The following is a 21,144-nucleotide window of genomic DNA, read 5'->3' on the forward strand; positions in this document are numbered from 1 at the left end:
TGAGATATGGCTAATCAGAAGGGTGCAAGCCTAGAAGAACTTGTCCGTGGTTATTTTTCCCAACAGGGATTTTTTGCTTTGCGTGGAGCTTCATTTCAGTTCGAAGGCGGAGAAGTAACTGATCTGGACGTTTGGTTATATTGGCGTCAGGGAGGCGGGTTGCGAACTCGATCGCTCGTCGACGTAAAAAATAAGCGTTCTCCCAAGGCCATGGAAAGAATTATTTGGGCGAAAGGGATGCAGTCTGTACTTGGGTGTGACCGCGCGCTCGTCGCGACTACTGATACTGACTTGCGAGTTGCCCGCTTTGCTCGTCAGCAGAACGTCTCCTTACTTACGAAGACATTTATAGCGCGCTTGGAAAATAGTTTCAGCGACGCGGATAGATTGACCGCGGAGGAATTCACAAGCAATATTCGAAAGTACCCTGGTGTTAAACAGGATGGCGACTGGCTTGGAGTTGTAGAAAGCGTCAAAACAGCGCTTGTCAGTGGCGGAGGATTTGCGGCTTTTAATCAGTCTGTGGCCGCTTTTAAATTCTTTGCACAAAAATTAAAGACGCGCTCACGTCATTCCGAACAGGCTTTGCGATGCGCGTATCTTATGTCGGCTTACTCGTGTATTGCTTTGGATATTGCGGTTGCCCCGTTGAATTTCGAGTCATCGGAGAAGAAATACGAGTCGATTATGAACGGTGTGAAGTACGGCGACAATGGTGAGGGCCGAGTCCAGGCTAGTATTTCTAGTGTTCTGGAAGTGATCTCCTCGCGAGTAGAGAACGGTCGCGTGATAGCTGCCCAAGCAAGGGGAGCATTAGATGGCGCTTTTTCTGCAGTGCGCGCGGAGGTCATTGCAGAATTTTTCGCCACAGACGCGCCATCGGTAAGCCTTTTTAGGGTGGCGAAGGATCTTGAGCGCCGTGCCCATGCAAGCAACTCGGCGGGTCTTTTGGGGTTGTCGATTGAGGAAAAGCAGCTTCTCGGGTTGCTGTGCGATTTCACTGAAGTAGCCCGGACAAGTGTGTTTTCTCCCCAATTGGGTTTATCGGATCCGGTAGCGGTTACGTCACGCATTAAGTCAGATAATGTTCCAGTTGCTTCCGCCGATACGCAAGATTGCGGCGACTCTCCTCAAGTTGATCCAAGAGGAGAAACTCAGAAAAAATTGCTATAGTTTTTTCTGGCGTGGCCGAATCCGAAATAGGGGTCAGGTACATTTTTCCTCGAGCTTGGATCGTCCGCGTGGCCGAACTTCGAGCTCGCGCTTGGCGAGCGCTTCGATCTGCAGCGGGGCCGTTCGCTGCCCCAGTTTTTCTGTTGTTTGGTTGCCAGGCGCAATGCATTCGCGTCGTCGTCGGACAGGCCTCCGTCGAATAGTTGCTGGTAAGCCTTCTTCCGTTTCGCGTCGCTGGCGCCAAGCGCGGAGTACGCGGGATGCGGGTGGATCCGAGGCTCGTCAACGCCGTGCGCGTTGTGCGCATGGCTTGGCCAGCGGTAGTCGCTGGCAGTTCGTGGCTTGCTCGCCGTCCCAGTCGCAGTCCCGGTGCTGGGTGGCGGACGCGTAAGCGCTCGCGAGCTATCCTGGGCGTCGATAGGGGGATCGATGACAAGCCAGCACATACAGACGGTAGGTTCATTCCGGCGCTTCGGTTACGGCGCACCGGTGGGCCGCTTCTTAGCGGCTTCCGTGGAGGAGGTGGTCGGTCATCTCACCGGCAATTCGTCGTTCGATGTAGATCAGACTCAAGTCCACGCATGGCAGGGCACGATCGAAGTCTTGCAAGCGGCCCTAGAGCCGTTCGGTGCGCGCGGCCATCTTTTCCTCGAGTTTGATATTCCGCGTATGGGTCGGCGTGTGGATGCGGTGTTGATGCTGGATCACGTGGTGTTCGTCATCGAGTTCAAGGTCGGTGCGCGGCAATTCTCGGCAGCGGATTTGGATCAGGTCGTGGACTACGCGCTTGATCTGAAGAACTTCCACGAGCCGAGCCATCACGCGCCTCTGGTTCCAGTGCTGGTCGCCACGCATGCCCCGCCCGGCGAGCTTTGCGTTGCGACCGATAGCGCGGCCGATGGGTTGTACGCACCGGTGCGTGTAAACGCGGACACGCTTGCCTACGCGCTCGAGCAGTCGCTCGCATTTGCCGACGGTGAAGTCATCGATCCGCAGCAGTGGGTGACTGGCCGCTATCGTCCGACGCCTACGATCGTAGAGGCTGCGATGGCGCTCTATGCGCGGCACTCAGTTGCCGACATTTCCCGCAATGACGCGGCGAACTTAGGAGAGACCTCCGGTTTTCTGGCAGGGGTTATCCAGCAAGCAAGAAACAGCGGGAGCAAAGCTGTCTGTTTTGTCACCGGCGTTCCTGGGGCGGGGAAGACCCTGGTTGGTTTGGATGTGGCGACGCATAGCACTGATGCTGAGTCCGAATTGCACGCCGTGTATCTCTCCGGTAACGGGCCGCTGGTGAAGGTGCTCCATGAAGCACTGGCCCGGGACAAGGTTCGTCGGGAGGCAGAAGAGGGCAGAAAATTGCGGATCGGCGACGCCCGACGGCAGGTGAAAACGTTCGTGCAGGCGGTCCACCACTTTCGCGACCACGGACTGGCCGACGATCGCCCACCCCATGATCACGTCGCAATCTTCGACGAGGCTCAGCGAGCATGGAATGTCGAACAGACCGCGTCCTTCATGCAGCGCAAGCGTGGGATGGCCGGGTTTGATCAGTCCGAGCCGGAGTTCCTGATCTCCTGCTTGGAACGCCATCCCGACTGGGCGGTAGTAGTGTGTTTGGTGGGAACTGGGCAAGAGATCAACCGGGGCGAAGCGGGAATCGGCGAATGGCTTGCGTCCTTGAGCCGGCGCTTCCCGGATTGGGAGGTCTTCGTGTCTCCCGCGCTAGAACAGCGCGATGCCGTAGTGCGTGAAGAGCTTGCCGCCACTCGCGCGAGGGGTAAGTTGCACGAGTCGACATCACTGCACCTCACTGCATCGATTCGATCGTTCCGTTCCGAGCGTGTCTCCGAGTTCGTCAACCGCTTGCTGGATCTAGACACCGATGGTGCGCAGGGGATGTTGCAGGAGGTCACCGAGCGCTTCCCCATCATGCTGACTCGGGACCTCAGCGCCGCGAAATCTTGGCTGCGAACTAAAGCCCGGGGTAGCGAGCGCTACGGGATGGTCGTCTCTTCACAGGCGCTGCGGCTGAAGCCCCACGCAATCGACGTGCGCGTGCCGGTCGATCCGGTGCACTGGTTCTTGGCCGACAAGGCTGACACGCGCTCCTCGTACTACTTGGAGGACGTGGCGACTGAATTTCAGGTGCAGGGGCTGGAGCTCGACTGGACGTGTGTCGTTTGGGATGGCGACCTTCGCTATGCGGACGGGGAGTGGGGCTACTACGGCTTCGTTGGCGATCGCTGGAAGCGCGTGCTGAAAGATGAGCGGCGCCAATATCTGCTCAATGCGTACCGAGTACTGTTGACGCGGGCTCGACAAGGGACTGTGCTGGTGGTTCCCCATGGGGATGCGCACGACCCGACCCGTGCTCCAGAATTCTATGACCCGCTTTATACGATGCTGCAGGGCATCGGCTTGCCAAATCTGAGTTGAGGCTAGCTTTGACGAATTTAATCCTGTTTGTTGCGCTCCTAGCACCCGTCGTGATGGGGCTTGGGGTGATGCTGGTGTGGCGCTTTCTCCGACGCGATAAGCGTCGTTCGCCGTTGACCTTCAAAGTGCTAAACCTTCCCGGCGAGAGCTTGCTTCGCGGGATCGAAAAGCATGACGAGGGGTATTACGAGAAGGCAGGGATCTTGATGTTGGTCGGCCCTGTGGTGCTATCTGCATGGCTACTCGCGCGTATGGATCGCGTAGTGGATGACTGGACAGCAATGCAGTTCGGTAAGGGCGATGCACTTTTTGCAGTGGTGGGGATCGGGGCGTTCGTGTGGGCTGTGGTTGGGCTGATAAGGCACCTACGCGAGCGTCGCAATTATTTGGACGGTCGTGCTGCGGAGCTCGCAGTGGCCCAGGCGCTAATGCCCTTGATGGCTGATGGCGCGCTGATCTACCACGACTTCCCCGGCGACAAGTTCAACATCGACCACATCGTCATCGGTGGCGGAGCCGTGTTCGCGATCGAAACGAAGTCCCGGCGTAAGCCTCGTGGGGGGGGCAAGGATTCGGCGCGCGTGGACTACGACGGCGCGCGGCTCAAGTTCCCAAGCCATGTCGAGACCAAGCCGATCGAGCAAGCTCACCGCCAAGCGCAATGGCTGGAAAAATTTCTCGGCAGCGGGGTGGGTGAGCCGGTCCGGGTGATCCCGCTGGTGGCGCTGCCGGGTTGGTACGTCCAAAGTCGGGTCCAACGTCCCGACGTGCTGGTGAGCAACTGCCATAACTCCAGCTTCATGATGAGCCGGAGTTTCGGGCCGCCCATGTCTCCCGCCATGCGCAAACGGATCGCGCATGTGCTGACCGAGCGTTATCCGCAGATGGAGTCGTAGTCCTTCGTCATCCTGTTGTGCTGCAGCGCCCGAGTCGTCAGCGGCGCGCTGGCCACAAAAACCCTGCAGGAAAGCGGCGCACCTGTTTGTGCTGACCAGTCGCAGGTAGCGCGACAGCTGTCCGATAGTTTCTTCCGCGAGCTTAGGAAGAACGCCATGACCAACCAGCAGCAACGCGAACACCACAGCATGTTCGAATACCTCTACCGCGATGCCGGCAACTTCAAGAGCTACGGCGCGCTGCTACTGACCGGCTACACGCCGGACGCCGACGCTAACGTGCGCGAGTGCTTGGAGTGGGGCGATCAGTTCGTAGCGGAGCAAGTGGGCGTCCCGGTCCTGTGCCCGGAGCACTGGGAGTCGGTAGGCGAGGGGCCGTCGGATCTCGACCACGCGTTTCACGAGTTTGTGTGCTTGCGACCGGCGACCTCGCAGGAACTCAGCCTGCCGCACGGCGGTTCGTTGCACACGCTGGTGGCACGCATGCAGGCGGCGAGGGGGCGGTGGGATGTAACCCTGTCGCCAAATTGTGATGCTTAGGCCGTGCGGCGCTTCACTCCCCGCGCTTCCTTTTGGCCATAACGTGTAAAAGTTCGATCGACTCGCGAATTTTCGCGGCAAAGTTAACGCCAGCCATCTCGCTGCAGCTGAAGAGATTTCCGGGGGAGAACACGTTCGCTTCCAGGATGGTGTCGCCGATGATGTCGGTGCCGACCAACACGGCGCTACCGACTACTGCAAGGATGCATCTAAATGCCAAGTCTATTGCGATACCTGCGCGCGCCGATGAGCTTTGCGCTCGTGATGCTGCTGATACCCACGCTGGTACTGGCCGCGCCACCGCGGGCTGACATCGCGCGTGCGCTCCAAGAAGAAGGCCTGGTTGGTGCTGTGTGGGCGACGGTCGATGATGACGGCGCGGCATCTGTCGACGCGGCCGGGTTCGCCAATGCGCGCACAGCACGGCCGATGCGTGCCGACGACCGCGTGCAGGTTGGCTCGATCGCCAAGACCGTACTGGCGACGGGCTTGATGCATCTGGCAACTGAAGGCCGGATCGATCTGGACGCACCTGTGTCGAGCGTGCTGCCCGCGGTCGCGTTCAATAATCCGTGGGAGGCGACTGATCCGGTTCTGGTCCGCCACCTGCTGGACCACACCGCTGGCCTCGATGACCTGCGGTTGTGGCAGATGTTCAGTCGGCGAGCGACACCGGACACACCGCTATCCACCGCATTCGAAGATGACAAGCGTCCGCTGCGGGTTCGGAGCAAACCGGGCAGCCGCTTTTCGTATTCCAACGCCGGCTATGCGCTGCTTGGCCGGGTGATTGAAGCTGTCACGGATCAACCCTACGAGCGTTGGCTCGACGACCAGCTGCTGCGACCGCTCGGTATGCATGACAGTACTTTCGGGTTCGTTTCGCAGACAGGCCCAAATGCGGATGCGCGTCTCGCCGTGGGTCACTTCGAGGACGGTGCGACCCAGGATGCTGTGCCGATGTTCCTGCGCCCGTCGGGACAGTTCACGACGACTGCCGCCGACATGGCCCGCTTCGCGCAGTTCCTGATGAGTGATGGGGCGCTGGGTGGCAAATCGTTCATCGATCCGGCGATGATGAGGTCGCGCGGGCAAGCGGCGGGGACCGAAGCGTCGCATGCAGGGTTGGAAGTCGGCTACGCGCTCGGCCTCGCATTGCGCGACCGTCATGGCACGGTGGGCTTGTGCCACGGCGGCGACACGGTGGGTTTTCGCGCGATGCTGTGTGTGTTTCCAGACCAGCGCCGTGCATTTTTTGTCGCGTTCAACGCAGATGTCGAAAGTGCGGATTACGCGCGCCTGCGCGGAATGATCATGGATGCGCTTGACGTGCGAACCCGACCCATGCCGGTTGTGGCGTCGTCGCTGGATCCTGGCGAATGGGAGGGCTTTTACATCCTTGCCCCGAACCGTTTCGCCACGTTCGAGTGGGTCGACACGCTGTTCGGATTCATCCACGTCTCGCGCGATGGTGACGGCCTGCGCGTACGCACACTGCAGGCGCAACCGATGGTGCTCAAGCCGCTCGGCGGCCAGTTGTTCCGCCAACCGGATCGGGTATTGGCCTCGCATGTTCTGCTGACGGCAGATCACGGGTCGAAGGTGATCGCGAACGACCATCAGAGCTATCAGCAAGTTTCCGCAGTCTGGCTGGGGGCGCTTTGGACGAGCCTGATCGCCGGGATGCTCGGCTTACTGTACGTGCTCGTTCTGGGGGGCGTGCGGCTACTGCGGCGCCAGCCGTGGCGTTCCGACCCGTTGCGCGTGCCGCTGATCGGGGTGGCCGCTCTTGTGCTGCCGGTGCCGTTGTTTCTGCGCCAATCGTTTCTTCAACTCGGTGACCCGACGACGGCAAGCATCGTATTGGCCGTGGTCACTGCAGCGCTGCCGCTCGCCATGCTGTTCGGTCTGGGAGTACATGCGCAGGCGCCGCGGCCACGTGCGTTGGATGCCGCGGCGCTGCTCGCGGTGCTGCAATGGGTTTTCGTGCTCGCGGTTTGGGGGCTGATGCCTATGCGGATGTGGGTCTGACTCGTAGGATGGTGTCGCCGATGATGTCGATGCCGACGAGGAACATGCCGTCAATCTGCAGCGGATAGCCGTTCATGATGAACATGCGGATGTCGCGCTTGTTGGCCTCGGGCACCACGGCCTGGGCAATGATGTAGCCGTCGCGCTCGATGGCTTCGACCATCTGGTTGAGGTTGCCGGCCGACTTGGCATCGAAGCTCGACGCCAGTTTCCCCAGGGAGCAGCGGGGTGCAAGCTGTGTGACGCAGTCTCGTGATCTGCTTATGGCCCTCGATGGAGACACGCTATGAAACACCGACGTTTTTTCTACATGTTCCTTTCGGTCCTGCTGGCGCCCAGCGCATGGGCCGGGCAGCAAGACTTCAAGGTCGGTCCGGTAATCAAGGAATACGGCAATGTCGCCGCCGTGCCTTCGGCGCCGCCGATTGACGCGAGTGCACGCTTCCAAGTCGCCTTTGACGTGGCCACTGCGGCAGAGCCTGGGAAAATCAATCGACAGCTGGAAAGCGCGGCACGCTTCATCAACATGCACGTCGCGGCCGGCGTGCCGAAAGAAAATCTGAAGCTCGCCATCGTCGTTCACGGCGGCGCGGCCAGTGATCTGACGCGCGATGCGAAGTTCGGCAGCGCCAATCCCAATGCCGGCCTGATCGCGGCACTCCAAGAGGCCGGCGTGAGCATCCAGCTATGCGGCCAGACCGCTGTCGCCCGCGACATCAGCGTGGACGACCTGCTGCCCGGCGTCACCATGGCACTCTCGGCGATGACTGCGCATGCTCAGTTGCAGCAAGCCGGCTATACGCTAAATCCATTCTGAGTTGGGCTCAAAAACGCGCGGGGACGGGGTCACCGTGCCTTTGTAACGGCCGGCTTGCTATGTTCGGCACGTCCACCCTCCGCTGGAGCCGCCCATGAACCGCCTGACTGCCAAGGATTTCGCCCCCGAGCTGCTGGAGCTGTATGACGGCTACGTGCATGGCCGCATCGACCGACGCCAGTTCCTCCAGGGAGCTGCCGGGTTCGCGGTGGCCGGGATGTCGGCTACGACCATCCTGGCCGCACTGAGCCCCAATTACGCGATGGCCACCCAAGTGGAGTTGACCGACCCGGACATCGTCGCCGAGTACATCCGCTACCCCTCGCCGCAGGGCCACGGCCAGGTGCGTGGCTACCTGGTCAAGTCGGCCAACGCCAAGGGCGCGCTACCGGGCGTAGTGGTGGTGCACGAAAACCGCGGACTGAACCCGTACATCGAAGACGTGGCCCGACGCTTGGCCAAAGCCGGTTACATCGCGCTGGCCCCGGATGGGCTGAGTTCGGTCGGCGGGTACCCGGGCAACGACGAGAAGGGCCGCGAGCTGCAGGCCAAGGTGGATCCCACCAAGTTGATGAACGACTTCTTTGCCGCCATCGAATACCTTCTGGCGGATGGACGCACCACCGGCAAGGTGGGCATTACCGGGTTCTGCTACGGCGGCGGCGTGGCCAATGCGGCAGCCGTGGCCTACCCGGAGTTGGCCGCTGCCGTGCCGTTTTACGGCCGCCAGCCGCGCGCGGAAGAAGTGCCGGCGATCAAGGCGCCGCTGTTGCTCCACTACGCGGAAAACGATGAGCGGGTCAATGCGGGCTGGCCCGCCTACGAGGCCGCGCTGAAGGCCAACCACAAGACCTACGAAGCCTACATCTACCCCGGCACCCAGCATGGCTTCCACAACGATTCGACGCCGCGCTACGACGAAGCCGCGGCCAAGTTGGCTTGGGAGAGGACGCTGGGCTGGTTCGAGAAATATCTGGCGTAACGCGCGACGGTCATCGAGGAAATCGAAGCAGGGGTTCAGGTTCACGTCGATGCGTGCGGCAACGGTGTCGTACCAGTTTGCGGTCTTCATGCCCGGCGATCGGGATAGGCAATCGCCGCTGATGACCTCAGCGCGAGATCTCGAAAACTGCCGCCACTCGCTCCGTGAAGTCGATGCTCGGTTGCAGGTAGCGCCCACTGTCCATGCGCGCTCCGGTGACCTGGATGCTGTCCAGTGTCGTGTTTCCGTACCCGTGAGCCTGCGACGAATTGACGCTGTTGATGCTGTAGACAGCGCCCAGCTTTCCTCCGAACGTGGTCGCCAGTCCGTTTGCGCTTTCCCTGGCTTGGGCGACGGCGTGGGCGCGCGCTTGTTCGCGCAAGCTCGCTTCTTTGCTGGATTTGAAGCTGACGTCCGAGATCTCTGTGAACCCTGCCGCCAGGGCCGCGTCCATGTAGGCGCTCAGTTTATCGGGGTCGTCGAGCTTGACCTTCAATTCGCGGCTGGCGACGTGGGCTACCGGCAGGGGACGGTCGTTGTCGTCGTAGTCGATGTTCTCGCGCAGCGCGAGGTCTGAAGCACTGATCTCATCGGTTGCTACGTCGAATACCGGAGCTGCCTTCAGGAGTGCATTCACCGCGCGATCGACCACGCGCTTGGCCTCGCTGGGGCTCGCGGCGCGATGCCGCGCCACCATGGTGACGATCGCCGAATCCGGCGCCACGCTGACCTTTCCTTCGCCCTGCACGACAACGTGGGGCCCATCTGGCAATGGGGTGCCAGCCAACGCCAAAGTGGAGGCAAGGACGAGCGGGAGGGCTGCGGCGAACATCCGTTTGCGCATGGTGAGTTCCATTTATGGGGGCTGATGCGGGTCGTGGCTTGAGTGCGGGTCAGAATGAGGCTGGCATCGTGCCCTTGCAATGTGGATATCGCGCGCAGCCCCAGAAGGGTTCGCGCGTTCGGCCGTTATGGCGCCGGCGCATTGCACCTGCGCAGGCCGGGCAGAAAGGGGCATCTTCAGCCGGAGTCGATGGTTGCGATGCCGGTGCCGGTACCGCTCGCGGTTCGGCTGCCGGTGCCGCGCCAGCGGCCGTCTGGGCAGCACGGATCCGGTCCAGCAGCTCGCGTCCAGTGATCAGATGGATGGGCTTCCCGGCAGCAAAGCGCGCCGCGTCGGCGGTGAAATCCCCGAGGCTGACGATGTGCACGGCATCTGCCACATGGTGGTCGACCAGGCCCCACATTTCGCGGACCGTTGCGACACCGACCTGACGGCGCTTCCATTGTTTGCATTGCACCAGTTGGCGTCGGCCGCCTTTGGACACGACCAGATCGATGCCCCCATCCTTGCCACCCAGGCCAGTCTCAAGCACCTCATAGCCCTGTCGACGGAACGACTCGCCGACCAGCATCTCGAACTCGCGCCATGAGATGTCAGCCAAGCTGTCGAGGTCGCTGCGGGTGTCATGCAGGCTGCGTCGCTTTCTCGCATTGCCCCACGACACCGCCGCGGCGAGCCAGCAGGCGAGCATCACGATCCATGCGAAGGGGGCGGTGATGCCGCCGATCTGCTGCCCGACGGGTCCGAGCAGCGGACCTCCGGTCGTCGAGAGCCATGCCCCGATACCGTAGCGGATGAGCAGGAATGCGACGATGCCCGCCAGAATCCCCATTTGCCACGGCCATGACGCGACCTCGTCCAAGCCGCTTTTTCTCCGACGTCTCATTATCGCTCCCCGTTTTTAGGCGAATGGTAGCGCTGCCCGAGCGGATTAGTCCTGGCCGGTATACGCTCGCCTGACTGCCATGCCGATGCTCGTCCCACTATCTTTCTGGCTGGATGCACGGCAGAAACGGCCGCACGAAACTCAGGAACGGGCGTTCAGGCCCAGAGCTGCCAAGTGATCATGCAAGCACTTGTCCCGCGGCTCGCGACTCTGCGTGAAATCTTCGACATCTTCGCCAGCGGATACGTCCTGCCGCATTATGCGTTAATTTATCTCTGAATCGAGTTGCTGAATCTTGTTAGTTAGTGCTTGTAGTTGAGCGCGATCCAGTGTGAAAAGCCTCTCATTAATGATCGACCTATAGGCGTCGATATTATTGTGCGTAATTGGATCACACGCCAGTAAGTTTTCGATTGAGTTTTCAGCGGAGTCAAAAGGCGTACGTTTTCCGCTAACGTAGTCTTCAGCCTTGGCGCTGCCGGCCATTATATCGAATTCCGGATAAATCGAGTTGTCCCATTTATTGTTCCCCGCGAACTGCCCGGCACAGAACTCCCCAGTCTCCCGTGCCGCAATGCAGCCGCTTTTTGTCTCAATTAGGCTGCAATAGGCGCGATCTTCCGTTAGGGTGCCTTGTGGCGTCTCCAACTCGGCCGATTCGATTTGGGTGAGATAAAGAAAGCGCTTATCTGGCGAAAGTCTTATTGGCGTTTCAATCTCGAACGCACCGCCTACGTCTTCTTCCGAGGAGAAGACCCGAATAGCTATCTCGTCACGTAAGAGTGTGACCGATAAGAAACGATTGTGTTTTGTCGGTTCAGCGTAGGATAGAGCTATTTTAGGGGATGGTCGAATCGAGTTCGATATTGCTGGGCCTTCCGAAGTCGCGGTCGGCGCTTCCTTGCTTGTAGGCGGAGCGGTAGACCTCGATATCTCAGCTCGATCGTATGCGTTTACTCTATTGCCATCACAGGCGCATAGGGCAAAAGCCATAATAAGAAAATGGATTTGATTCATAGTTTTGATTTCAAGCTGCGGTATCGTGAAGATGCGTCGGTCATCACGCGCGAGTTGCCATAGATGTCAAGCAAGGTGGACTCATACTTTACGTGGCTTTTACCCCAAGCTGAGGGGTCTGCGGGAGCAGTCGGGTGCTTCGCAAAAAAAACTGTCAACGCAGCTCCGAAATCCCGCGCAACATAACCAGGGCGGTTTACATGGTGATCAAGAACCACCGCCTTCCCTAAATTCGAGTGGATATAGTTACTTATGATGTGGCCGGCATATCCGTTTGGCGATAGCGAATTGGCAGAGCGCAGGCGTTTTACGAAGTCTATAACCTGCTTGGCTTTATACTCATCGGTACTTATGGCGTGAACAATCGCCGCTAAGGGTTTGGAGCTTGATTTATTTCTACTCTTAAAACTGTTTTGGTCAAAGCCATCACGAAGTATACGTTTGAGCGTGCCCCCAGTCTTTCCATCGTAGTAGAGATGCTTCTTACCGGCTACGATTTTCACCTCCCACCCACACTCGGCAAACAGGGATTGGTAGAGGTCCGGATGCTCTTGTTGGAACTCATATACCTGTATGGGAAATTCACCTGCTCCGAGCGGATTGATCGTCTTCTGCATTGCGCCAGCTGTCAGAACTTCGCTGTCGTAGGACTGGATGGCATCCATCTTTCCTTCGTTCTCGGACATTGCCACCAGAATTTCGCGTTCGTTTGGGGTGACACTTCCCGATATAATGAGGCTTTCCCAATCGGCGTAGTCTGCGAGTTTAGTGGTGCCCCAATAAACTGGGCCATACTGCTTTCCGTAGCGCGTCGAACTGAAGATATTGCCTAGACAGGAGCCGCATGCGCATTCGGTCTTCTTCAGGAAATTCGTGATCAGGCCTACAGAATGAAAATGATAGGCTGCGACATAATCCAGGTCCTCAATTTTATCCCACCAAAGCAGCGACTCGATCCTCTTCTTCTCCTGCACCCAGTCGGCCTTGCGCGGCTCCGGGACCAGCGGGTCGATGGCATCCCACTTGTCCATTGGGCCGGCCCACTCGCTGTCGTAGCGGGTGATCAGGCGGGAGATCGCTTGCGCCAGCCACGGTTGTTTGAGTGCCTTACGGATCTCGGTGGCCGTGAGCTTCTTGTCACCGTCCACATCAATGACGTCGTAGAGACTTTGGAACAGCGGCGCACTTTCGGCGCTGGCGCCCTGCGCGGCCAGCGTTCCCTGCTCATCCTTCGGGGTCCGGGGCTGTTTGGCAACATGGTTCGCGTAGAACGTTGCCGGTGGTGTGTCATCGGCTTTGACCAGTTCGAACCCGGGCCAGTCCCAGGGAGTACATAGTGTGACCTTGGTCTGGTCCTTTTCCCGCGCCCAGCCGCTGCGGCCGCTGCCTTCGGCGGTGCCGACATCCACTTGCCACCAGCGCGTGCCATCCGCTTCCACAGCGGTCATTTCCAGATTCTTGAGCGGCACGACTCTCGGCCAGGCGGCCCGCGGACCCGTCGTGTCGCCGGCCTGGAGCGGGAAACGGCTCCAGGCATCCATCGTGCGACCGGTGATAAGCGGACGGTCGTCGAGCATTGAACGCTGCACCCACACCGGATCCCCGGTTGGCACCATCACCTCGCGCCGGGTGTAGGCAGACTTGTCCGTCAGGGCATTGTAGGCGTCCAGTGCAATCGCATTGCCGTCGGCATCCAGGATGCGCGAGAGCACGCTGCCGTTCCCGTAGGTCCGGGTGGCCTTGTCGTAGCCACTCAAGCTGTCCTTGCCGACCACTTCCATGGGGCCTTTGCGTACCTTCGCCCAAGCGCCCGTTTTCGGTGACGTGGTGTCCAATGTAATGCCGTCATTCGCGACGATCTGCTGGTCCGCCTTGGCTGGCGACGCGAGTGTCGCGCCGGCCTCGATGAGCAGCAGAGTTTTGTGCTTCTCGTCCAGCAGTTTGGCGCGCTCGCGACTCTTGGCGATGAAGCCCTCGACATCATCGCCGCTGAATACGTCCAGTTGCACGAGAGGTCTTTTGCTGCAGCTGGACCCAAGCGGGTTGGTATCGACGTGACGTTGATACTGGCCAAGAAGGCCCATCAGGTCGCCAGCCTTGACCGCAAACGGGGTGTCGAGGACGACCACCTGGTTGGGAGTTGGATCGACTGGCGTCTCGGTGAGTTCCTTTTTGTACGCATACGCACCGGTCAGCCCGGCAGGTACCACTTCACCGCTCTCGACCCCGGTCACGGCGTAGTAGCCTGCTTTATTGCCCTGATCGCCGAGCCGGAGCTTGACGCCGCGCGGGGCAAACCCGGCGATCTTGCCGTCCGCGTCGCGCAGGTTCAGGCCGATTCCCCCTTCGGGGATATGCGGGTTCCTGAACCGGTCGGCATCGGCGGCCGATTCCGCGACCTCATACACCGTATCGCCCCAATAGGCCGGACGCGGCTTCTTCGCATCGTCCTGGTAGCCCTTCCAGTGGTGAAGGTGCATGTACAGGCTGTAAAAAGTCAGCGAAGGCTCCTTCGCCTCGTTCGTCGACGCTGCGCCGGAGCCGGTGACTTCAATAGGCGCACTTTCCGTCGTCTTCGAAGCCGGCGGCAACTGCAGCCTGTGGCGGACCAGCGCGAAGCCGGTCGAGTAGGTCGCCTCGCCGCAGCTGTCGTAAGCGACCTTGGGATAGGTGCCGTCGATGCGGTAGGCGATCACCTCGCCGTCGGCGATGCAGCGGATACCCTCATCCTGCGCCAGCGTGGCGCCGGTCTGGCTGCCGAAGTGGACCCCACCGTGCCACTGTCCGTTGGCACCGATCGGGTAGAACCCGTCTTCCGCACTGGCCAGCGCGCTGTAATAGGTCTGTGGGTCGACCACTTCGGTCGCCGCTGAACCCGCTTTGCCTCCAGTCGACGCCACCCGGAATGGATAAACGAACTTTTTCAGCGGAGGCGGTGTCTGGGTTTGGTCGGCCATGTAGACGTCCTTGTCTAAATCTGTTGTACGTGTGTGTTAACCAGAAAAATCTGGCATCCGATCGGGCTCAAGTTTCAATAGTCCGTCCGGCAATGAAAGCTGAACATCGCCACTCGCCCCGCCCTTGAACGGCACTTGCCCAGCTTTCACCCGGAACTCGCCCGGGCAGGCGAACGTGATGTCGCCTCCCTCCAGGGTGATCTTCGTCTGCCCGGCCTGCAGGACGATCTTCTCCTTCGCCAGCACGTCGATGCGCTCATCACTCGCGGTGATGGTGACCGACTGGTCGGCCAGCACTTCCAGCTTTCCGGTGTGTGCTTGCAGACTGACCGGGCCGTCGGCGGCGATGGCCTTGATCGGACCTCGGTGGGCGAACAGGGCGACTTGACCACCGGCCACGCCGGCCACGGTCTGGCCGGCGGCGATGTGGGTGTCCTGCTGACTGGTGAGATGGACGCTGCCGCCGGCGTGCGCCAGTGCACTCTTGGGTGTGGCCAGAGCGATGGCGTCGGGGCTTTCCAAGAACAGCAGCGGGGTGGCCAAGCGCTCCACGGGGTCACCGCCGTCGCGCTCGCCGCCGGCAGGCTTGGTGGCGGACTGGCCGTTGACGGCGCCGCTGTAGTGGCCGTCCTGTTCCGGGTCAACTGCGGCGAGCATCTCGGTCTGGCGCTCATTGGCGCTCAGCGGCGCGACCTGCGCCACGCCGACCGCGTCATCCAGCGCCTGCGCGGTGCGCTGCGCGCCCTTGAGCTGGGCGACCGCCTCGGCCACGTCCATCTGGGTGGAGGCGCCTTCAGTGCGGACAGTGGTCGATAAGAGCACCCCCTGACCGGCGCGCACGTTGGCCCAGCCCAGCGTGGCCAGATCGAAGCCCGACCCTCGCAGGCCGCTGCGGCGGGCGTTGTCGTGGTCGATCAGGTAGCCGAGCTCCAGCCGGCTGTCGGCCAGGCTGGTGTGCAGGCGCTGGCGCAGTTGGCCGGGGGCGTCGTCGATCACCCACTGTTGGCTATCACCGCCATCCAGGCTTTGCGTGTGCAGGCCGCTCAGGGTCCCGGGGTGGTTGCTCGCATCGGCCAACGCGAACGGTGGGGCTACGTTGCCGTTGTAGAGCTGGCCGGTGATGACGGGCTGGTCGATGTCGCCGTGCAGGAACTCGACCAGCACCTCGCTGCCGACGCGGGGTAGGGCGTGGCTGCCCCAGTTGGCGCCGGCCATCCACTCGGCCACGCGCACCCAGGTGCCGCTGGTGTCGTTGCCGGGCGCGTGGCCCTCCGGGTTGGCACTGGATCCAGTCTCGGCGAGCCCGCCGGGGTTGGGCACCGCGCCGCGCTGCCACGGGAACTGGATCCGCACCTGATGGTCGCGAGTGGAGGTCACGGCGGATTCGGGCAGGCCGACCACGGTCGCAGTCTGCATCCCGGACGCGGTGGGCTTGAAGCGGTCGACAGGTACCACCGGGGTCTCGGCGGTGACGGCGAGAAACCGGTTGCGGTAGTTGCCGCGTTCGATCCCGCCGGCCGTATCCAGCAGTTCAACGATGCCGCTGTCCAGATTGTTGGCGGCGCGGTGTTCGATGACCAGCGGCACGAACGCCTGCCCGGACAGGTCGGGGTGCCGGCTCAGGGTGAAGGCAAAGCCCGACGCCATGCTGCGGGCGCTGCCGGCGCCGGCATGCAGGCGCTGCGGCAGGCGCATCGCGTCCAGTTGCAGGGCCGCGTGCTGGTCGGCGTCGCTGCGAGCGGCAAAGCGGCCGCTGCGTGGGGCGCGGAAGCATTCAAGCGCGGGAGCGTTCGGTCCGGCCGGAGCGCCGGTGGCGACGGCCGCCACCGCCTCGACCTGCTCGGGCTGCCAGCTGGCGGTACCCACGACGCTGGCGGTGACCTGGCGCTGCTCGCTGAAGCGCTGGATCGCGTCGGTCGATTCGGTCGCGTCGCTGCGGTGGAAGCGCAGCGTGGACTCGATCGCCTCCGGCACGCTCGCATCGCGATCGAAGACCACCAGGGTGACGCCGCCTTCGGCTTCCTGCGCATGCTCGAACCGCCACGCCAGCCCGGCATCGGCCAGCAGACGGAACACGAACTGGTGGTCGCTCTCGCGGTACTGGGTGGTGATGGGATAGACCGGCAGGGACTGGGTGGCGTCGACGCGCAGTGCCGCTTGCGGGTAGTCGTCCAGCACGCGTTCCAGCACGCCCAGCGCATCCAGGTCCTGGAACACCAGCGCGTTGCGGCGCAGCTTCAGGAAGGTGGTCCACGGCTCCATCACCAGCCGGTAGCGGGCCAGGCCGCCGTCGCTGCCCAGTGCGACGACGCGGGTGCAGTGGCCGTGCCAGTGGCGCAGACCGCCATCGGCCCGACGAAGGCGCAGCGCCATCGGGTTGCCCAGTAGGGCACGTGTATCAAGAAATGCATCGGTGGACAGGCAGTCCACGTTGAAGACGAAATCGTCGCAGACGGCCTCACGGCCTTCGAAGCGCTCCACGACGAGCGCATCCGGCAGCGCCGTGGACAGCTCGATCAGGCGCTGGTCCTGCGAGACCCGGGCCAGCGCACGGGCGACAGACTGGATATCCATATCCATAGGTAGCATCCACTTGCTTGTTGAGGCGGCGCTGCGATCGCACCGTTACTGGCCGGAAGATTAGCACCGTCCACGACGGGCCGCAGTCGGGGGGCAGACGCGACGCCTCCCCGTTTTGCGTCGCGGTCTATGTCCTGACGGTTCCCGACCGCCTCCATTCCCTACATCACCGCCAACGCCGAGTTGGTGAAGTGCCCCGGGTACTCGTCGCGGATCTCCAGCTTGCGTTCGATCGATTCGATAATTTTCGCGGCGAAGTTCACGCCGGCCATCTCGCTGCAGCTGAACAGATTTCCGGGGGAGAACACGTTCACTTCCAGAATGGTGTCGCCGATGATGTCGATGCCCACCAGGAACATGCCGTCGGCCTGCAGCTTGGGGCGGATCAGTTCGGCCAGGCGCAGTTCGCGGTCGGTGATCTTGACCGCCTTGGCAGTGCCGCCGGCGTGGATGTTGCTGCGCACGTCGTCCTCGGCACCGACGCGCCTCATCGCCGCGTATTTGCCGTCGATCTGCAGCGGATAGCCGTTCATGATGAACATGCGGATATCGCCCTTGTCGGCTTCGGGCACCACGCTCTGGGCAATGATGTAGCCGTCGCGCTCGATCGCTTCGACCATCTGGTTGAGGTTGCCGGCCGACTTGGAATCGAGCACGAACACGCCCTGGCCTCCGGAGCCCTGCAACGGCTTGAGCACCACCTTGCCGCCGTTGGCCTTGGCGAAGGCCTTGATGTCGCCGGAGTTGCGGCAGATCAGGGTCTTGGCGCGCACTTCGCGCGGGAAGGACTGGAAGTACAGCTTGTTGATCGCCTGCGACAGCGTGTCCGGGTCGTTTAGCACCAGCACGCCGGCATGGGCGGCACGCTGGCCGAACTGGATGCCGATCTTCTCCGCCCAGGGGCGATCGACGGCGTCGTTGGACGGATCGCTGCGCATCATCAGAACGTCGAGCTCATCGATGTTGATCAGGGTGCTCTTCTTGCCGGCGCTCTTGAGCGCCTTGAAGAACTCGTCGCGGCTGCGTGTCTTGCCCTTGCCGGCCGGAATCCTGCGCGCGTGCACCTGCAGGGTGTCTTCGGGGTTGAGCACGAAATCGCCGGGGGTGATGTAGCAGACGTCGTGCCCGCGGCGCGAGGCCTCGTGCGCGAGCACGGTGGTGGTGTAGCGCGGGTATTCGTCTTCGATCGAGTTGACGTAGAAGGCAATCAGCACGTTGATGGTTCCTTTAGCAGGTCAATGAAAGAGTGCCCCTCGCGCAGGCGGGCCAACCTGGCCTTGGCGTCGGGACGGTCGAGGAATTCGGGGGTGGCAACAGGCGGGCGCAACATGCCGCGCGCTTCCAGTTCTTCCACCACCGGCACATGGTGTTCGGCGATCTTCCCGTACCACAGGGGGTCGAGAGACAGGCCGTCGGCGACGCGTTGCAGCACCTGCCGGAACCCGCGCAGGTAGATCGCGTCCTTGGTCAGGCCGCCGGAACGGAAGATGCGCGCAACGATGTTGAAGGCGCCCCGGCTGGAGAAGCCGTGCTCCGCCTGCAGCAGGCGATGGCAGGTAATGAAATCGGCACCGTCGAGCATCGCGTGGACCACCAGGACCCGAGCCGCTAGCAGGCGCAGCCGCGCCACGGTCAGGCCACCAACGATGAACTCGGCGAACACGCCCAGCCCTTCCTGCAGGCCCTCGTAGCCGGCCAGCCCGGCGCCGAAAATGCCCAGCCCCTGCTGGCAGCCGTTGATCCAGGTGAGCACATGCACGCTGATCTCGTGCTGCAATAAAGGATCCACGCGAACGCTTGGCACGCTGGTAGCGGTGGAGATCAGCAGCGAACGCCCGGACACCATCAGTCCGGGACCGGTGTCCGCGCGCAGGCAGGTCTCCGCGATGGCGAACGCCGGTGTGCGTTGGGTGTACCGCGCGAGGATCCGCTCGGCGGCGGCCTGGACACCGGCGGCATCAACGTACTCGCCGCTGTGCTCGCTGCCGGGCGCGAACGCCGCCAGCAGCGTGTTCGCCACTTCCAGCAGTTCCGGCTCGACCCCGCCGTACTGGAGCAGCGACACATGGCGGAACGCGGGGGTATTGCGCCGTTGCAGCATCATCAGCTGCTGGTCCAGCTCATGCCGTTTCTCGTCAAACAACTGTTCGAGCACCGGGTCTTCGACCGCGCGCAGGTCGATGGCGTACAGGCGACGCTTAACGGTGTCGGGATTGATGGGCAGCGGGCGGTAGTGGAATTCCGGCGCCTTGCGTCGCTGGTCTGCCTCGAACGCCTCGTAGGCCTCCACGGTGTTGATCGGCGAGATGCCGAGGAGGAAATCGAAGGAGGCACTGATGTTCGCCAGCGCCCGGTCGGCACGCTTCGCCGCTTTGACGAAGCGCCGGCGGCCGAGCGAGCGGTGGTGCGGGCGTTCGCCCACGTCGCCCTCGTGCGCCGTCAGCTCGACGAAGTGGGCGGCTGCCTGCAGCAGTGCATCGTGGATCGCGCTCTCGACCTGGTGGTAGATCTGCGGATAGATACGACGCGGGTCGCCGGGAATGCGGTGGATCTGTGGGATGCCGAGTGAGAGCACCGAAATCCCCTCGCGCCCGTCCAGCGCCGCGGCCAGCGCGGGCGACAATGGCGGGAGGGTCTCCGTGCAGAGCTCGGGCACGCGCAGGTCGATCTCCAGTTCCGACAAAGCGGACTCGAGGGTTTCCACGACATCCTGCGCGGCACGATCGCGGCTGGCGGCCAGCACGAACTGGAACGGTTCCAGTCGCGGGCTTTCCTCGTGCAGGCTGAGGTCGCGTGGCAGGTCGTGCAGCACGATCACCAGAAATTTCGGATAGGCATCGCCCAGATGGTCGAGCAGCAGCGTCACTTCGGCGGCCGCGCCTGCCGCCGCCAGCTCGCCGCCCGCCTGGGGCCAGATCACGCTGGCCGCGCTGATCGAGGCGACGCGCCGGGCCAGGCTGAAGGGCTCATCCGGATGCCCGGCCAGCAGCAGGAAGGGCAGGGGCCGGTCGATGTGCACGCGGCCGCCGTCCGCCAACTTACGGCGATGGGCGTGCTCGCCACCGAGGTCGGGCGAGGGTGGCTGCTGCACCGGCACGTCGTCGTTCAAGCCGCACCTGCCAGCAAGGTGCGCGCCTGCGCGGCGGCATGGTTGATGAACGCACGCATCGCCGCAAGCTCGTCCTGATAAGGGCGGCCGGTCCACTCGTCCATGTAGAACTTCTTGAATTCCAGTGCGATCGCGCAGCCCGACTCCGGGTAGCGTTCGTGCACGAAGCGCGCCAGTTCGCCCTTGCCCTGGAAGGCGATGTTCTCGCGGACGTCCAACCGTCGGCCGTTGAAGTCGAACGCGCTCATTGACTGGATCAACGGGTCGAGGAGGAACGCCCAATGGTCACGCGGCATCGAGAAGGTGCCGATGTTCACGTCCGGCGCATCTTCTTGCGGTGTCGGCGGTGCATCGGCGCCGTCGCGGCGGTGGTTGTAGCTGTGCACGTCGAGCAGCACGAAGCGGCCGTGACGGGCGACCACGCTGTCCAGCATTTCGCCCATCATCCGGTAGAAGCCGCGGTGGTAATCGTGCATGCCACGCAGCAGCTCACCGGCCGGCGGTGTCTGCCAGACGTGCAGGCCCCACGACTGGCTCGGATCCATGTACACCGCCGTATCGAGGCCGCGGTTGAGGTCGGCCTCGAACCGCGACCGCATCGCAATGACGTGGGTCGGGATGTCGACGATCGCCTGCCCGGTGTGCGGGTCCTCTTCGCGCAGGCGACCAGGGTCGTCGAGCGACATCGCAGCGGACGCCTGCGCGCCGAGTCCGTGGCCGTCGTGGATCGCGGTGGCAATGATCGGATCGTCGCCACGTTGGACGATCCACCAGGGTGGGGTGGGCTGTTCGAATTTTTCCATCGCGGCACCTTGGCCGAAGGTGCGTGGCCAAAACGTGTATGCGACAGGGACACCCCATCGTTGCTGGTCG

General features: G+C 62.2%; 17 protein-coding genes. 7 read left to right on the forward strand and 10 right to left on the reverse strand.

Features of this window, described 5'->3' with window-relative positions:
* Positions 1–6 precede the first annotated feature (6 nt).
* The 4 genes from KZ491_RS02250 to KZ491_RS02265 all read left to right on the forward strand — a co-directional run bounded on the left by KZ491_RS02250 (position 7) and on the right by KZ491_RS02265 (position 5,048).
* Positions 7–1,173 (forward strand): hypothetical protein, encoded by a 1,167-nt coding sequence (locus KZ491_RS02250; RefSeq protein ID WP_222564225.1) that lies wholly within the window; start codon positions 7–9, stop codon positions 1,171–1,173.
* Between the two features lie 429 nt (positions 1,174–1,602).
* Positions 1,603–3,612 carry a DUF2075 domain-containing protein gene (locus KZ491_RS02255; protein WP_222564226.1) on the forward strand — a complete coding sequence of 670 codons (2,010 nt, stop codon included), beginning with the start codon at positions 1,603–1,605 and terminating at the stop codon, positions 3,610–3,612.
* 8 nt (positions 3,613–3,620) lie between these two features.
* Positions 3,621–4,508, forward strand: coding sequence for a nuclease-related domain-containing protein (locus tag KZ491_RS02260; RefSeq protein ID WP_222564227.1), 888 nt, complete (start codon positions 3,621–3,623; stop codon positions 4,506–4,508).
* Positions 4,509–4,664: 156 nt separating this feature from the next.
* Positions 4,665–5,048, forward strand: coding sequence for a hypothetical protein (locus tag KZ491_RS02265; protein WP_222564228.1), 384 nt, complete (start codon positions 4,665–4,667; stop codon positions 5,046–5,048).
* A gap of 13 nt (positions 5,049–5,061) precedes the next feature.
* Here KZ491_RS02265 and KZ491_RS02270 read toward each other — a convergent pair whose 3' ends face one another.
* Positions 5,062–5,229 (reverse strand): hypothetical protein, encoded by a 168-nt coding sequence (locus tag KZ491_RS02270; RefSeq protein WP_222564229.1) that lies wholly within the window; start codon positions 5,227–5,229, stop codon positions 5,062–5,064.
* 32 nt (positions 5,230–5,261) lie between these two features.
* On the opposite strand from KZ491_RS02270, the gene KZ491_RS02275 reads away from it, so the two are divergent.
* Complete coding sequence (locus KZ491_RS02275) at positions 5,262–7,079, forward strand: serine hydrolase domain-containing protein (protein WP_222564230.1); 1,818 nt, start codon at positions 5,262–5,264, stop codon at positions 7,077–7,079.
* Here KZ491_RS02275 and KZ491_RS02280 read toward each other — a convergent pair.
* Positions 7,060–7,242, reverse strand: a complete 183-nt coding sequence (locus tag KZ491_RS02280; protein WP_222564231.1) for a hypothetical protein — start codon at positions 7,240–7,242, stop codon at positions 7,060–7,062. The genes KZ491_RS02275 and KZ491_RS02280 overlap by 20 nt on opposite strands.
* A 123-nt stretch (positions 7,243–7,365) precedes the next feature.
* Here KZ491_RS02280 and KZ491_RS02285 point away from each other — a divergent pair, with 123 nt between their 5' ends.
* Both KZ491_RS02285 and yghX read left to right on the forward strand, forming a co-directional pair.
* The gene (locus tag KZ491_RS02285) at positions 7,366–7,896 is read left to right on the forward strand and encodes a DsrE family protein (RefSeq protein ID WP_222564232.1); all 531 of its coding nucleotides are present in this window, start codon (positions 7,366–7,368) and stop codon (positions 7,894–7,896) included.
* Positions 7,897–7,990: 94 nt separating this feature from the next.
* On the forward strand, positions 7,991–8,878 hold the full coding sequence (gene yghX, locus KZ491_RS02290; RefSeq protein ID WP_222564233.1) for a YghX family hydrolase: 888 nt from the start codon (positions 7,991–7,993) through the stop codon (positions 8,876–8,878).
* A 127-nt stretch (positions 8,879–9,005) separates the two neighbouring features.
* On the opposite strand, the gene KZ491_RS02295 is transcribed toward yghX, so the two are convergent.
* The 8 genes from KZ491_RS02295 to KZ491_RS02330 form a co-directional block, all read right to left on the reverse strand.
* The gene (locus KZ491_RS02295) at positions 9,006–9,734 is read right to left on the reverse strand and encodes an SIMPL domain-containing protein (protein WP_222564234.1); all 729 of its coding nucleotides are present in this window, start codon (positions 9,732–9,734) and stop codon (positions 9,006–9,008) included.
* Between the two features lie 37 nt (positions 9,735–9,771).
* Positions 9,772–10,611, reverse strand: coding sequence for a restriction endonuclease (locus KZ491_RS02300; RefSeq protein WP_222564710.1), 840 nt, complete (start codon positions 10,609–10,611; stop codon positions 9,772–9,774).
* A gap of 261 nt (positions 10,612–10,872) precedes the next feature.
* Positions 10,873–11,625 (reverse strand): hypothetical protein, encoded by a 753-nt coding sequence (locus tag KZ491_RS02305; protein WP_222564235.1) that lies wholly within the window; start codon positions 11,623–11,625, stop codon positions 10,873–10,875.
* Complete coding sequence (locus KZ491_RS02310; protein WP_222564236.1) at positions 11,622–14,582, reverse strand: calcium-binding protein; 2,961 nt, start codon at positions 14,580–14,582, stop codon at positions 11,622–11,624. The genes KZ491_RS02305 and KZ491_RS02310 overlap by 4 nt, the downstream gene beginning before the upstream one ends.
* 36 nt (positions 14,583–14,618) lie before the next feature.
* The gene (locus tag KZ491_RS02315; RefSeq protein WP_246606460.1) at positions 14,619–17,162 is read right to left on the reverse strand and encodes a type VI secretion system Vgr family protein; all 2,544 of its coding nucleotides are present in this window, start codon (positions 17,160–17,162) and stop codon (positions 14,619–14,621) included.
* A gap of 161 nt (positions 17,163–17,323) precedes the next feature.
* A complete protein-coding gene (locus KZ491_RS02320; RefSeq protein ID WP_222564237.1) occupies positions 17,324–18,376 on the reverse strand; it encodes a glutathione synthetase in 1,053 nt (350 codons plus the stop codon).
* Positions 18,370–20,271, reverse strand: a complete 1,902-nt coding sequence (locus tag KZ491_RS02325) for a peptidase MATCAP family protein (protein WP_222564238.1) — start codon at positions 20,269–20,271, stop codon at positions 18,370–18,372. The genes KZ491_RS02320 and KZ491_RS02325 overlap by 7 nt, the downstream gene beginning before the upstream one ends.
* Entirely contained in the window at positions 20,268–21,074 is an 807-nt protein-coding gene (locus KZ491_RS02330) for an N-formylglutamate amidohydrolase (RefSeq protein WP_222564239.1), read from the reverse strand. Before KZ491_RS02330 ends, KZ491_RS02325 begins: the two co-directional genes overlap by 4 nt.
* Positions 21,075–21,144: the final 70 nt, after the last annotated feature.

Origin of the sequence: Novilysobacter antarcticus (assembly GCF_019802285.1) — a bacterium.
Taxonomy (GTDB): Bacteria; Pseudomonadota; Gammaproteobacteria; order Xanthomonadales; family Xanthomonadaceae; genus Novilysobacter; species Novilysobacter antarcticus.